Annotated in this window: 11 protein-coding genes and 1 pseudogene; 9 read left to right on the forward strand and 3 right to left on the reverse strand. The window is 35.0% G+C overall.

The features are described 5' to 3' along the window. Nucleotides 1-57 precede the first annotated feature (57 nt). The gene (locus IWX84_RS00670) at nt 58-2,157 is read left to right on the forward strand and encodes a prolyl oligopeptidase family serine peptidase (RefSeq protein ID WP_410743748.1); all 2,100 of its coding nucleotides are present in this window, start codon (nt 58-60) and stop codon (nt 2,155-2,157) included. 298 nt (nt 2,158-2,455) lie between these two features. On the opposite strand, the gene IWX84_RS00675 is transcribed toward IWX84_RS00670, so the two are convergent. Both IWX84_RS00675 and IWX84_RS00680 read right to left on the reverse strand, forming a co-directional pair. Continuing rightward, complete coding sequence (locus IWX84_RS00675; RefSeq protein WP_196848806.1) at nt 2,456-4,066, reverse strand: murein L,D-transpeptidase; 1,611 nt, start codon at nt 4,064-4,066, stop codon at nt 2,456-2,458. Nucleotides 4,067-4,327: 261 nt separating this feature from the next. Next, complete coding sequence (locus IWX84_RS00680; RefSeq protein WP_196848807.1) at nt 4,328-5,932, reverse strand: murein L,D-transpeptidase; 1,605 nt, start codon at nt 5,930-5,932, stop codon at nt 4,328-4,330. A 224-nt stretch (nt 5,933-6,156) separates the two neighbouring features. On the opposite strand from IWX84_RS00680, the gene IWX84_RS00685 reads away from it, so the two are divergent. Beyond that, nucleotides 6,157-6,471: an HPF/RaiA family ribosome-associated protein gene (locus IWX84_RS00685; protein ID WP_196848808.1), complete on the forward strand. Its 315-nt coding sequence runs from the start codon at nt 6,157-6,159 to the stop codon at nt 6,469-6,471. A 102-nt stretch (nt 6,472-6,573) separates the two neighbouring features. On the opposite strand, the gene IWX84_RS00690 is transcribed toward IWX84_RS00685, so the two are convergent. After that, nucleotides 6,574-8,145, reverse strand: coding sequence for a murein L,D-transpeptidase (locus tag IWX84_RS00690; RefSeq protein WP_196848809.1), 1,572 nt, complete (start codon nt 8,143-8,145; stop codon nt 6,574-6,576). Nucleotides 8,146-8,775: 630 nt separating this feature from the next. Between IWX84_RS00690 and IWX84_RS00695 the strand changes: the two genes are divergently transcribed. From IWX84_RS00695 to IWX84_RS00725, 7 genes and pseudogenes are all read left to right on the forward strand, one after another. Beyond that, nucleotides 8,776-11,232 carry an AsmA-like C-terminal region-containing protein gene (locus tag IWX84_RS00695; protein ID WP_196848810.1) on the forward strand — a complete coding sequence of 819 codons (2,457 nt, stop codon included), beginning with the start codon at nt 8,776-8,778 and terminating at the stop codon, nt 11,230-11,232. Between the two features lie 13 nt (nt 11,233-11,245). Continuing rightward, nucleotides 11,246-11,752, forward strand: a pseudogene (locus tag IWX84_RS00700) (nuclear transport factor 2 family protein). Between the two features lie 158 nt (nt 11,753-11,910). Continuing rightward, on the forward strand, nt 11,911-12,588 hold the full coding sequence (trmB, locus tag IWX84_RS00705; protein ID WP_196848812.1) for a tRNA (guanosine(46)-N7)-methyltransferase TrmB: 678 nt from the start codon (nt 11,911-11,913) through the stop codon (nt 12,586-12,588). A gap of 54 nt (nt 12,589-12,642) precedes the next feature. After that, nucleotides 12,643-13,278 carry a LysE family transporter gene (locus IWX84_RS00710; RefSeq protein WP_196848813.1) on the forward strand — a complete coding sequence of 212 codons (636 nt, stop codon included), beginning with the start codon at nt 12,643-12,645 and terminating at the stop codon, nt 13,276-13,278. Nucleotides 13,279-13,334: 56 nt separating this feature from the next. Then, a complete protein-coding gene (locus IWX84_RS00715) occupies nt 13,335-13,661 on the forward strand; it encodes an MGMT family protein (protein ID WP_196848815.1) in 327 nt (108 codons plus the stop codon). A 321-nt stretch (nt 13,662-13,982) separates the two neighbouring features. Next, nucleotides 13,983-15,131, forward strand: a complete 1,149-nt coding sequence (locus IWX84_RS00720; protein WP_196848817.1) for an Mrp/NBP35 family ATP-binding protein — start codon at nt 13,983-13,985, stop codon at nt 15,129-15,131. A gap of 68 nt (nt 15,132-15,199) precedes the next feature. Further along, the gene (locus IWX84_RS00725) at nt 15,200-15,439 is read left to right on the forward strand and encodes a NifU family protein (RefSeq protein ID WP_196848818.1); all 240 of its coding nucleotides are present in this window, start codon (nt 15,200-15,202) and stop codon (nt 15,437-15,439) included. Nucleotides 15,440-15,565: the final 126 nt, after the last annotated feature.

Here is a 15,565-nt window from a genome sequence, read left to right on the forward strand (position 1 = left end):
TTCCTATTTTTGTTATAACTAACTAAACCACATAGAATGAAAAAAACTTTTTTAATAATGGCTGTATCCGCCACAATTGCAAGTTTTGGTCAAAACCAAAAAATAAATACGATGAAGTATCCACATACCAATAAAGGCGAAACGGTTGACGTCTATTTTGACACCAAAGTCCCTGATCCGTATCGCTGGCTTGAAGATGATAAATCTGCTGAGACGGGTGCTTGGGTAAAAGCGCAAAACAAGGTTACTTATGACTATTTAGCTAAAATTCCGTTTCGTGATGCCTTGAAAGCAAGATTGGAAAAACTATGGAATTACGAGAAGATAGGAGCGCCTTTCATTGAAGGGAATTATACGTATTACTACAAAAATAATGGTTTACAAAACCAATCGGTGTTGTATAGAAAAGACGGTAAAGGAAAAGAGACGGTTTTTCTGGATCCAAATACTTTTTCTAAGGACGGAACTACTTCACTGGGAGGATTGGATTTCTCAAGAGATGGTTCCAAAGTCGCGTATGCCATTTCAGAGGGCGGAAGCGACTGGAGAAAAGTGATTATTATGGATGCGATCACTCAAAAAATAATAGAAGATACGATTGTCGATGTAAAATTCAGCGGGGTTTCTTGGCACGGGAATAAAGGATTTTACTATTCCAGTTATGACAAACCAAAAGGAAGCGAATTGTCGGCTAAAACGGACCAACACAAACTGTATTTTCACAAACTCGGAACGGCACAAAAAGAAGATCAAATCATCTTTGGCGCAGACCAAAAAAGAAGATATGTTGGTGGAAGTGTGACAGAAGACGATCATTATTTGGTCATCACCGCTTCGACTTCAACCTATGGAAATGAATTGTATATAAAAGACCTGACAAAACCAAATAGCCCCATTATTACCATTGTCGATAATTTCAAAAGTGACAACAGTATAATTGACAATGAAGGCAGCAAATTATTCATAGATACCGACTTAAATGCGCCCAATAAACGCATTGTTACGGTAGATGTCAGTAACCCAAAACCCGAAAACTGGAAAGACTTTATTGCAGAAACCGATAATGTTTTGACACCAACAACCGGCGGCGGTTATATTTTTGCTAATTATATGAAAGATGCGGTTTCGGTGGTGAAACAATATGATTATTCAGGAAAAATGATTCGGGAGATACAGTTGCCGGATCTTGGAACTGCAGGCGGTTTTGGCGGAAAGAAAAAAGAAAAAATGCTCTATTATTCTTTTACCAATTATGTTAGCCCAGGAACTATTTATTCATTCGAACCAAAATCAGGAAAATCGGCCGTGTATGAAAAACCAAAAGTAGATTTTAAAACCGAAGATTATGTGTCGAAACAAGTGTTTTACACTTCCAAAGACGGAACCAAAATCCCGATGATGATTACCCATAAAAAAGGATTGAAACTCGATGGCAAAAACCCAACGATATTGTATGGATATGGCGGTTTCAACGTAAGCTTAACGCCAAGTTTCAGTATTGCCAATGCCGTTTGGATGGAAAACGGCGGCGTTTATGCCGTTCCTAATTTGCGTGGCGGAGGCGAATACGGAAAAAAATGGCATGATGCAGGCACCAAAATGCAAAAGCAAAATGTGTTTGATGATTTCATCGCAGCGGCTGAATATCTGATTGCTCAAAAGTACACATCCTCTAGTTTTCTTGCCATTCGTGGTGGTTCAAACGGCGGATTGTTAGTGGGAGCTACCATGACGCAACGCCCGGATTTAATGAAGGTAGCGTTACCCGCGGTGGGCGTTATGGATATGTTGCGCTACCACACCTTTACCTCGGGAGCGGGTTGGGCGTACGATTACGGAACATCACAGGATAGCAAGGAAATGTTTGCCTACATCAAGGGGTATTCTCCGGTGAATAATGTAAAACAAGGAACCCAATATCCGGCCACGATGGTCACAACGGGCGATCATGACGATAGAGTAGTGCCAGCACATAGTTTTAAATTTGCAGCCGAATTACAGGAAAAACAAACTGGACCAAATCCCACTTTAATTCGAATTGATATTAATGCGGGACATGGCGCGGGGAAAGCCGTGGCGGCAACCATTCAGGAAAACGTGGACATACAGGCATTTACCTTGTATAATATGGGCTTTACCGCGTTGCCAAAACTGTAGCAGTCATTGCGAGGAATAAATTAATTTGGAGCTATTTCCTGCTTTTTATTGCAATCTTTTTATCTCGTTTTGAGAACGAGATAAAAAGGATTTTCATTGCAATCAGGGCTAGGGTATCCGATTCAACAAGAACTATAATTTTCAAAAACGCCCATCGAGAGATTGGCGTTTTTTGTTTCTGATCATTTTGTTTTGACAAATCAAATTGAAAACCAAAAACTAACTTTATTAAATAGGAAAATAAAAGAAAAATCAGGTCAAAAAGTAGACGGAATTAACCTCTTGATTCTTACTAAAATTATTTTGTAAATATCAACGAGGCAAGTTGTTTGTCTCGATTGTAAACATCCTCATAGAAGTGAAGGATGCCGTCATCATCGACCCAAGCGGTAAAATAACCAATATAAACAGGAATCTTGTTTTTAAGGGGATACCAGGTTTCAACTCCGCTAGACATGGCTTCAGCAATCTTTTCAGGATTCCATGCCTTGTCGTCTTTCAAAATAAGATTGGCAAGTTCCACGGGTTTAGCCACTCGAATGCAGCCATGACTGAAGGCTCTTTTTTCTTCATCAAATAAATTCTTTGAAGGTGTGTCATGCAAATAAATGGCATTGTTGTTAGGGAATAAAAATTTTACCAATCCTAGGGAATTTTCGGGTCCGGGTCTTTGTCTGACACGGCCGTCGAACCATTCCATATCATGTTTGACCATGTAATTAGGGTTTTTGGCAAGAGCGGGCAGGATTTCTTTTCTTAAAATACTGTTGGGCACATTCCAGTAGGGACTGAAAACGATGTATTTCATGTCGGCACTAAAAACTACCGTTTTATTCATGACCTTTCCAACGACTACATTAGAAACTAATTCCTTTTTCCCTTTACTAAAATAGGTCAATTGGTAGGCTGGAATGTTGATGAATATCAAACCTTTCAAGGAGGAAACGCAACTGCATAGCCATCGGCAACGTTCCATATTGACCATGATGGTTTTTATGCGTTCCTTCAATGGCACGTTCATTGCCGCGATGTGTTTTGGCAAAATCACTTTGTCAAGGTTGAAGGCAGTTCTTTTTTTGTATTTCAAAATCCCAGTCGCCAGTGCGTCATCATAAACGGCACTTTTAGAATCGCTTTGAATATCTTCCGTAAGATATAAGTGTTGTCTTATTTGTGCTATCGTTTTTGAAGAGTCTCCTAGTTTGAAGGACTTTACCTTTCGATCCACCTCTATGGGTTTCCATTCCCCTTTTTGATCCATTCCCCGATATTTTTTTAACTGTTCCCGCAGTCGGTAATACTGCCCGTAAACCTCACTTTCGTCTTTGTTAATTAGGGAAGGCTGCGCCAAAATAGAACCAAGATAATCAACATAAGATTGTTTTTTTCGAGGCAGATACCATCCCATCTCTTCAGTTTTATCAGAATCCAATCCACGATAGACTTTATCGGCATAAAAGAAATACAACGAGGATAGGAGCAGTTCAGCATCTTCATTTGGGTTTTGATTCTCTCCCGAAGTTTGAAAAATCCGGTCTAGTTTATCTTTATACGGAACCACCGCGTCAATCCCTTCTCCCTCCAAATTATTTAATTTGTTGTATAAGAAATTACCAACTTCGCTGATTCTGTTTTTATCATACCAAATGTAATTGTATTGATGTTTGCGATACAGCGTTATAACATCAGTTTGATACTTTTTTAGTTCTGGATTCTTGATAAAAAAAGCCTGTACAAAAGTGCTGTCAAAAGTCAACATCTTTGGAACAATAACATCCTGTGAAATCACTGCTGATTTTAAAGTGGCCGTTTTTACGATTTCTTTTTTGTTGTTATTGTTTTTACAAAATATGGAAGTCAACAAAAACAGCAAGACGATAACCATAATGGGGAGGATTGACTTTTTCATGGCTACTTCTTTAAAGGACTTATAAATTTACAAAAATTAATGGTATTGACTAAACAACAAGACGTTAAGATATTGATTACCAATGCTGTTTTATTGATATAAGAAATGCCTGAACAAGATCAAAGTATATTCAAACAACCAAATTTAATATCGCATTAGATGTTCTTGAATTGCGGGAAATAACGGATGCATTCTCGATCAATACTAAATAAATTAATCAAATAAAATGTGTTTCAACAGTTGTGAAGTTGCGAAATAAAACTAATCTTCCTCATATAACAAGGACGCTAATCTTTCATCTCTATCGTAGATATCTTCATAAAAATGAATTTCCCCTTTGTCGTCTACCCAAGAGGTAAAATATCCAATGTAAAGCGGAATCTTTTTTTTCAGAATATAGGTGGTTTCTTTTTCCCCTTTCATGGCTTCGTTTATACGTTCGATAGGCCATTCGGGATCGTTTTTTAACAATAAAACCGCCAATTCCTTTGCTTTGTCCATATTGATGCAACCGTGACTTAATGCACGGTAGTTGAATTCAAATAAACTTTTAGAGGGCGTATCGTGTAAATAAATATCATTAGTATTTGGAAACATAAATTTAACGAGTCCCATTGGGTTCTTTCCTCCAGGTTTTTGTCTGACTTTCCCTTTGTTGGATTCCATATTATGTTTGGCTAAGTAATCTTTATCAGCAAACAGCGCCAATGACAATTCGTTTTCAACGATGCTTTGGGGAATATTCCAATAAGGACTGAACACAATAGAACTTATATAACTGCTAAAAACTACTGTTTCAGTTATATTTTTGCCCACCAACAAATTTGACTCTAATTCTTTTATGCCATTTTTTTTATAGATTAGATTAAAAGCCGGAATGTTTATGATTATGATCTCATCCGCGTTTGTCAGCTCAGGATCAATCCATCGGCAACGTTCCATGTTGACCATAATTGTTTGAATGTATTTCTTAATTGGTACATTCATTCGCTGAATTTGCCAAATTGAGATTTGGTAATTAGGTTGATAACCATTTCGTTTTTTGTAATTCAATACGCCTGCCATTAAATCATTATCGTACACATTGCTCTTGGAATCCTGTTTTAAATCTCCGGTAACTGTAAGGCGATGTCTTATTTGGCCAATGACTTTTGAGCTGTCAGAAGGTTTGTAGAATTGTACGGAAGCATTTGCTTCAATGGGAGTCCATTCACCGCTTTTTTCTATCTGTCTGTATATTTTTAAATAATCACGCAACTTATAATATTGTTCATACAAGGTTTTCTCATTCTTGCTTAATAATTTAGTATCCACCAGTAATGAATCCAATAAATTCTCGTAAGACAGGTCTTTCCTTGGTAAAAACCAACCAATTTCTTTGATTTTTTTTGAGTCAATGCCGCGAAAAACTTTTTTAGCATAAAACACATACATGGTTGACAAAAATATTTCGGTGTCAGTTCTGGAGAGTTCATTTTTGAATTCCGAATCGAAGATTCCGTCAATTTTGTCTTTATAGGCGAGATTCGATTTTAGACCTTCTTCTTCGATTAGATTTACTTTAGAATATAGCAAATCAGCAAATTCAATAAGTCCTTTTTCATCGTACCAAATCGATTTGTAATTTCTTTTTTTGTAAACAGCAATAACATCGGACTGGTATTTTTTTAAATCGGGATATTTACTAAAAAATTCGGAGACAATGGCTTTGCTAAGGGGAACTTCAGATTTTCCAAAGGTATATTCCTGAAGCTTTTTGGCAACAGAAATAACTTTAACCGTTAGATTTTCATTTCGGTTATGGTAAATCGTAGCAACTGATACACCACATAATACTACTACGATGGATAAAACATAGTTTTTCATAGTATGATTGAATATATAAAGATAAAAAAATTATATTTTCAATATAAAAAAAACCCTAATTGTTTGGAGTTTTATGAATATCTTAAGATAAATAAAAGACCCGCTCTACCTGATTAGTTTTACTCGGGACATAATAAGATTTGTTTTCATAAGATTTTATTAATTGCCTTTGTTTTTACTTGAGTATCGTTAAATTTGAGAATCAATAATAAATATAAAATAATATGAAAATTCAAATCAACACGGACAAAAATGTAGAAGGACACGAGAGATTAGAATCTTATTTTTCTAGTGAACTGGAAAAAGGGCTATCACGTTTTGAAGATAAAATTACACGTCTTGAAGTACATCTTGGAGATGAAAACAGTGACAAGTCAGGGATTAATGACAAACGATGTCTTATTGAAGTTCGTGCCGCAAATATGCAGCCTATCGTAGTCACTAATCATGCTGATACTACTGAGAAAGCTTTTCAAGGTTCGTTAGAGAAGATGAAAAAAGTATTGGGAACCACTTTTGATAAAATGAAAGCACACTAAAGAATCCCCTTTTGTAAGGCTTAAAAAAAATGACAGTATCTCTTAAAAAAGATAATGTCATTTTTTTGTGGAATACAAATTTATGCTGTTCGAATGAAATGATTATTTAGCATATATTAAAGAAGCCAGTCTTTGGTCCCTATTGTAGATGTCTTCATAAAAATGAACAATTCCATTTTCATCTACCCAAGAAGTAAAATAACCAATATAAACTGGAATTTTATTTTTTAATGTATACATCGTTTCCGTATCCCTATTCATCGCTTCGTCAATTTTTTCCGGAGTCCAGTTTGGGTCATTTTTCAAAATAATATTCGCTAGGTCTTTTGGTTTAGCAACTCGGATGCAACCATGACTAAAGGCTCTGTCTTCGCTGTTGAATAAGCTTTTTGAAGGCGTGTCGTGCAAATAAATATTATTGGAATTTGGAAATAAAAACTTCACTTTACCCAAGGAATTATCACCTCCTGGTTTTTGTCTTACATCGTTGCCGTTCCATTCCATATTGTGTTCGGCTAAATAGTTTTCGTTTTCTTCAATAGCAGGAAGTATCTCTTTTTTCAAAATACTCGTTGGCACATTCCAATAAGGACTAAATGCAATGTATAGCATTGAAGCACTAAAAACCACCGTTTTATTCAAGGCTTTCCCAACGACTACTTTAGATCGTAACTCTGGTTTTCCGTTGTTAAAATAAGTTAACTCATAAGCAGGAATATTGATGACGATTAGTTCTTTGGACTTGGTGATGTCATTTGAAATCCATCGGCAACGTTCCATGTTGACTGTAAGTGTTTTTATACGTTTCGCAACAGTGATATTCATGTCTTTTATGTGTTCTGGTAAAATAAGTTTATTAACAGTATTACCGCTTCTCATTTTGTATTTCAAAATTCCATCGACCAATGCAGCGTCATAGATGTTGCTTTTTGAATCCCTTGAAATATCACCCGTAATGAATAATCGTTGTCTTATTTGTGCAATTGTTTTAGAGCTGTCTCCTGGTTTATATGACTTTACACTAGGATCAATGGTGATAGTTTTCCATCCGCCTTTTTTTTCTATTTGACGGTACTTTTGCAACACATCTTTAAGAAGATAGTATTGACTTAAAACCCCTTTTTCGTCTTTGTTAATTAAAGTAGGCTCGATTAAAAGTGAGTCCAAATAACTGACATACGATTGTTTTTTTCTTGGAAGATACCATCCTAAATCCGTCGATTTATTGGCAGGTATTCCATGATATACTTTGTCTGCGTAAAAAAAGTAAAGTGAAGAACTTAGTAGTTCCGTATCAATGTCTGGTTTTTGGTCATTATCTGGATCTTCGTAAATATCTGCTAATTGTTTTTTATAAGGAACATCGACTTGAACACCCTCTTCTTCAAGATTATTAATCTTGTCATATAATAGATTACCGAAATCGTTGATTCCGTTCTCATCATACCAAACATAATGAAATTGATGTTTGCGGTACAATTTCTCCACATCAGATTGGTATTTTTTTAGTTTTGGATGATTAACAAAAAATGTTTTTACCAAAGTACTGTCAAAAGGAGTTTCAAGCGAAACTTTATTGGCTTCTGCTTCTTTTTTGTCCTGTTTTTTACAGGAAACAGTTAGGAACAAAAATGTCAGAACGATACTTATAATTGGGAATAGTAACTTTTTCATAGGTTAAACTTTAATGCGTAATAAATTATTTAGAACTGTACAAAAATAAGTCAAATCAAGTATTGAAATGTCAGTTTTCAAAAGCGGATTTTTTTGAGCTTCTTGTTCTGTTTTTACTTTTTGTATTTAAATTAATTTAATTTCAATATTAAGTAGTTGTATATCAATGTTTTGAAATTTTAATTTATTTTTTAATTCGAAATTTTTTGTCTAATAAATGTTTGTAAATCCAAAAATTATGAAATAAATAGCATTTTTTATGTAAAATTGTTCCTGCTGCCCACTTTCGTCTGTACAGTATAAAAACACAAAAATTTTGTAAGAAAAAATTATTATTTTCTATTGATCACAGTAAAATAGGAATCAAAGCTCATGTTGATTAAGCGGCTTAAATCTGTATTCATTAAGTAGTGGTTTAAAAAATCAAACACAATTCTTACTACTTTACTCGAATTAATTTATAGGAATTTATAATTTTTTTAAAAAAATACGGCTCAATCAAGGTGGATTGCCGGGAATGTAAAGGACCATTTGTGTGCTTAAATGCAGTATTCAAACCAGTTTTTGTAATATTAAGTCCATAAACTAATGTTTTTAGCTACCTTTATTTTAATTAGTAAAGGAATACGCATGAATCAATTTTGGCAGAGCATAAAAAGCTATTTTAAAAGCGTAAATTTTAGAAAAATAATCAAAAGAATTGGTTTTTTATTTCTGGGAATAGTAGCGCTTTTGTTAATAACTTCGGGAGTTTTATCCGTGTATTTTAAGAATAATAAGGCAGAAATTGTAACGCAAATCAATGCCAAAATCAACGAAAATATTTCGGGTACAGCCGCTATTGGCGATATTAATTATAAGTTTTTCAAGGGATTTCCTAATATGACTTTGGCGTTAAGCCAAGTAGAGTTAAAGGACAGTTTGTGGTCCTTTCATAAGCGTACCTTGCTCAAGGCTGCGCAAATAGAGGTTCGTGTCAATATTTTGGGTTTGCTCTCTAATGAGATTAATATCGATAAAATTGAAATTCAGAACGCCACTTTATATCTTTTTAAAGGAAAGAACGGAATTGTAAACACTAATATTTTTCGGGCTAAGCCAAAAAACGAAAAATCAAAAAGTTCGACCGATTCTAAAATCAAGGAAATCCTTATGCACCAAGTACATTTCATTTCCGAAAATCAAATGGGGAATAAGTTATTTGATTTTGATATCCTTACTTTAAAGAGCAAAATTAATTACGATGACGAAAATTGGTACACCAATCTGTATCTTAAAACCTTAGCTAAAAGTATGGCTTTCAATACTCAAAGAGGGAGTTTTATTAAGAACAGGATTGTAGAAGGTGTTTTGGAGGTTGATTACTCGAAAACTAAAAACCAAATTAGTGTTGCCACTGAGCATCTCGCAATAGGGAAAGAGTTTTTTGATATCAATGGCCATTTTAGCTTGGATAAAAACAAATCTCCATTTGATATCGCTATAAAAACTTCAATATTGTGGCGCAACGCTTCTGCTTTATTAAGCGCTAATATTAGTGCTAGAGTCAATCAATTTGATTTGAAAAGACCAATAAATGTGGGCTGTACAATCGTAGGTGATATGAATGCCACGGGCGATCCTGAAATTAGGGTAACTACAAAAATAGAAGATAATGAGCTCACCATTCCGGATGGACTTGTTACTGACTGTGATTTTGATGCCACGTTTACCAATCAATATAAAAAAGGTGCGGGTTGCAATGACTTCAATTCTACCATAACTTTAACGGGCTTTACTGGAAAATATAAGACGATTCCGTTTACAATTCCGGTAGGAAAGATTTCTAATTTTGAAAAAACAACAGTGGCAGGAAGTTTTAGGTCTGATTTTGATGTTTCCCGACTGAATGAGATAATCAACAAGGATTTCATGCATTTTTCTGATGGTCAAGCCAAAGTAAATTTGGATTTCAAATTTGACGTTTTGAATCTAAAAATACAAAAGCCATTATTTATCGGTAATGTTTACGTTACAAATGCCATTGTAAATTACGGACCTCGCAATTTAACTTTTTTAAAAACAGATATTCAGTTGGATTTTACGGAGCAAGCGTTACTTATCAAAAAAATTAATTTTAAAGACCGAAAGAATATGGTTTTTATGAAGGGTAAAATTGATAACTTCCTTACTTTATATTACGAAAATCCTGAAAAAATGCTGGTGAATTGGGAAATATATGCTCCTTTTCTGGATGTGAAACAATTTGTTGGCATTGTTACCAGTTCAGGGAAAAAATCCCCAAAAAAGAAGGGTAAAAAAGATGATTTTTCTGAGGAATTGTATTCTGTAATTGATAAATGCCAAGTGGTGATGAATCTAAAAGCAGATAAAATGGCGTATGGTAAATTGCTGGCTACTAATGCCAAAGCTACGGTTTTATTGCTCAATAATAAATTGATTGTGAAAAATGGTCGGGTTCAAAGTTCCGGCGGGATAATTTCTTTTGACGGACAGTTGGCTCCAAATGGCGATAACTTCATTCTGCAGTCTAATGCAAAAATTAATAAGGTAGATATTGCCCGTTTCCTGACTTCGTTGAACAATTTTGGCATTCAGTCCTTCCAACCCAAAAACATAAAGGGATTTTTAACGGCCTCGGCCTCGCTTAAAGGAACGCTACTATCCGGAGGGCAAATAAAAACAAACTCAATTTCTGGCGCTGCTACATTTGATGTAATTCAAGGGGCTTTGGTCGATTTTAAGCCCATTGCAAATATTGGGAAAATTGCTTTTCCATTAAGAGATGTCAAGAATATCGTTTTTAGTGATTTGTCTGGAAACTTTAAAATCCATGGGGATTTCGTGGATGTAAATGATTTGAAAGTGAGTTCTAGCGTTTTAAACTTAGATGTAAATGGCGTGTATTCCTTTAACAGAGGGACTAATTTAGCGATGACTATTCCGCTGCGAAACCCAAAAAATGATGAGTTGATCACCGATAAAATCGAAAGAGCCGAAAAGCGTAATAAGGGAATTGTGTTGCATTTACTGGCTGTTGACGTTGATGGAAAAATAAAAATCAGATGGAATAAAAACCATGAATAAATCACTAAATCACATGAAAAAAATACTGGCTGTTCTTATCGTTTTGACTTTATCCGGTTGTAAAAGCATGATGGAGAACCAAACAATTTCAAAACAAAAAATCAATGTTACAGTAGATTCTTGGCACAAAGCTGCAGCAGATGCTAAGTACGACGATTATTTCGGCATGATGACGGACGATGCTATTTTTATTGGCACCGATGCCACTGAAAATTGGAATAAAACAGCTTTTCAAGCATATGCAAAACCGCATTTCGACAAAGGGAAAGCCTGGAATTTCACCTCATTAGAGCGTCATATTTATTTTGACAAAACTGGAGAAACCGCCTGGTTTGACGAGTTGTTAAATACCTAAATGAAAATTTGCCGTGGCTCTGGCGTGATGGTAAGAATGGGTAATGAATGGAAAATAAGACAGTATGTTTTGTCAATGATGATTCCAAATGATAATTCAAATGAGGTGGTGAAAATAAAAACACCAATAGAAGAACCTTTGATAGTAAGGCTTCAGAAGAAATAGCAAACTAATCAATTAGTTGAAAGTGTTCTTTTAAGTTCGAATTTCTTGGGTGATTTATTTTGAAATAATTTCGAATGAAATGCGCTATATTAATTTTTCTTCAGCAAAGCCTTCGGTCTTATATAATTCCTTAATTTTGCCGAAATATTTGTAAAAGCGTGGGAAGTAAAAATAAATTAAAGAGATTCAAGGAAAACGAAACATTCACTAACGTTTTTCAACCAACGAGGGAAGAAGTAGTAGGCGATTTATTTCCGCTGAGAGGGAAGTGGAATTCTGAATTTTTCAAAAACGATAATCCATTGGTATTGGAATTAGGTTGTGGGAAAGGCGAATATTCAGTGGGCCTTGCCGAAAGATATCCCGATAAAAATTTCGTTGGAATTGATATCAAAGGGGCTCGTTTTTGGCGTGGTGCCAAAACTGCTGTTGAAACGGGACTTCATAATGTGGCTTTTATTCGAACTCAAATCGAATTAATCAATCATATTTTTGCCGAAAACGAAGTGGATGAAATTTGGATTACTTTTCCAGATCCTCAAATAAAATACAAACGTACAAAGCACAGAATGACCAATTCCGAGTTCTTGCAGTTGTATAAAAAAGTGCTTAAAAAAGACGGTGTCGTAAACCTTAAAACAGATAGCGAATTCATGCATGGTTATACCCTTGGATTGCTGCATGGTGAGGGACACGAAGTTTTATATGCCAATCATAATGTCTATGTAAACGAAGGAAGTCCTGAGGAAGTAACTGCTTTTCAGACTTTTTACGAAAAACAATATTTGGAAGTAAACAAAGCAATTACGTATATTCGATTCAAAATTAAAGAATAGATTTACTTTTTTAACCTTAATTGGTTGTTTTTTTTAAATGATTACACATTGCCTATGAATCTAATTATATCTTTGCTTTCCGGTTTTATAACTGCTTTTATAGGGATTACTCCGCCGGGATTGCTCAATATGACAGCGGCCAAAGTGAATCTGAAAGAAGGAAAGAGGAGTGCGTTATGGTTTGTTTTCGGGGCAATTATTATAATTTTTTTACAAGCGTATCTGGCGATACTTTTTGCCAGATTTATTGATGACCGTCCTGATTTAGTGCTGTTGTTGCGTGAAATTGGTTGTGTTGTTTTCTCAGGTTTGACGGTTTATTTTCTTTTGATTGCCAAAAAACCAAAGAAGATTAAAGGAAAAATAAAAAAGCACAGTAAAACTTCTCGATTTTTTTTGGGAATGTTGCTTTCAGCCCTGAATTTTTTTCCTATTCCATATTATGTTTTAGTAAGCATCACGCTATCATCGTATAATCTATTTTCATTCGATACTACTTTTATTTTTGTTTTTGTTAATGGAGTGATTTTGGGGGCTTTTCTAGTATTTTATTGCTACATCACCTTTTTTCAAAAAATACAAATCAAAGCCGACTATCTTATGAGAAATATGAACACCATCATTGGTAGTATAACAGGATTAATTGCGGTCGTGACTTTAATTAATATTATAAAACATTACCTAGGATAGGTTCGCTGGCCTAAAACAATCGAGTAGAATCAACGGTTTTTATTAAAATTAAATTCATGTCAGAAGATAATTTTTTCGAAAGAGTTTATGTAATCGCCAGACAAATTCCTTACGGCAAAGTCACTTCTTATGGTGCAATTGCGAAGGCTTTGGGAACAGCGCGCTCTGCCAGAATGGTTGGCTGGGCGATGAATGCTTCACATAACTTGGATGATGTTCCAGCGCATCGTGTGGTGAATAGAAATGGTTTACTCACTGGAAAACTCCATTTTGACGGAACGAATCTTATGCAACAATTACTCGAAAACGAAGGAATCATAGTAATCAATAATCAGATTATAGATTTTGAAAAACATTTTTGGCAACCGGAAATGAAGTTTTAATTATTTCGAAAATTGTAAAAGAAGGGCTAATATTTTGCAATTCTAATTCTAGAAGGAAAATGCAACACTTGATTTTTTGTACCTATTATTTTTGGGTTTGTATTTTTTAAAAATTAATTGAAGATTTTACTTTTAAAGCCATACCAAAGTCTTTTTAAAAATGGGAAAGAATCAATAAACCCCACCAATCTCTGCATCAATAAATCCAATCCAATTCCTTTATATTAAGAACTTAATCCGTTATCTTTGCAATCTGAAATCAGTTTAAATAAACATAATATTTTCTACGGTAAATCGTAAATAGAAAAACAGTACACAAAAATGAAATTAGACAGAAAAGATATTCTTAAAGCTTTAGAAACAATTACAATAGCTGGAGAAGGAAAAAATATGGTGGAGAGTGGAGCAATAGCAAATGTAATCACTTTTGGCGATGAGGTAGTAGTAGATTTGGTGTTACATACACCTGCAATGCACATTAAAAAGCGTGCGGAAGACGATATCAAAAAAACAATCCACGATTTAGTTTCGCCAGATGCCAAAGTTAAAATAAACAGCAAAGTTGAAGTAGCAGAAAAGAATGCTGGGGATACAGCTAATCAAATAAAAGGGAAAGCAATACCTGGAATCAAAAATATCATCGCAGTAGCTTCTGGTAAAGGTGGAGTTGGGAAATCTACTGTTACAGCAAATTTAGCGGTAACGCTTGCTAAAATGGGATTTTCAGTTGGAGTTCTAGATGCCGATATTTACGGGCCATCTATGCCAATCATGTTTGACGTAGAAAGCGAAAAACCGATCTCAGTAACTGTTGATGGAAAATCCAAAATGAAACCAGTTGAAAGCTACGAAGTGAAGATTCTGTCTATAGGATTTTTCACGGCACCAAGTCAAGCCGTAATCTGGAGAGGTCCAATGGCTTCTAAAGCTTTGAACCAAATGATTTTTGATGCTGATTGGGGAGAATTGGATTTCATGTTAATCGATTTACCTCCAGGAACAGGAGATATTCATCTTTCAATCGTACAAGCTTTGCCTATAACCGGTGTTGTAGTGGTGAGTACTCCGCAAGCAGTAGCATTAGCTGATGCGAAAAAAGGGGTTTCTATGTTTTTGTCTGATGCGATAAATGTTCCTGTTTTGGGAATTATAGAAAACATGGCGTACTTTACACCAGAAGAATTGCCAAATAACAAATATTACATCTTTGGAAAAGAAGGAGCAAGAAACCTTGCTGAAGATTTAGCCGTTCCATTCCTTGGGGAAGTGCCAATTGTACAATCTATTCGCGAAGCTGGCGATTACGGTCGTCCGGCAGCTATGCAAACAGGTTCAGTAATTGAGACCGTTTTTGAGGAAATCACAAGAAATGTTGTTCAAGAAGTAGTAAGCAGAAATGAATATTTACCTGCAACCGAAGCCGTTAAAATTACAACGATGGCGGGTTGTTCCGCAGTAAATAAAAAATAGAAATTAAAATCTTTGAAATGATCTCTAATCTTTCAATTTTTTAATCTTTCAATCTTTAAATAAAGAAAATGACAACAGAAGAATTAACAGTAGAAGTTCAAAAAGCACTCGAAGAAATTAGACCTTTTTTGAATTCTGATGGCGGTGACATTACATTGATTTCCATCGAAGACGGTAAACATGTAAAAGTGCGTCTCGAAGGAGCGTGTACCAGTTGCAGTGTCAACCAAATGACATTGAGAGCGGGAGTGGAAACCACCATCAAAAAGTTTGCACCGCAAATAGAAACTGTTGTAAATATCCTATAGAGGATTTTGGCGTGCTCTTTTTAAGAAAAAAGGCTAATCAACATAACGAATAGTTGCTTTTTTCTTAAAAGGTTCGTCCCGAAATTTTGGGATATCCTTGTCCCGTAAATTGATTGGACTAGCTTT

Source organism: Flavobacterium sp. CG_9.10, from assembly GCF_015752245.1.
Lineage (GTDB): Bacteria > Bacteroidota > Bacteroidia > Flavobacteriales > Flavobacteriaceae > Flavobacterium.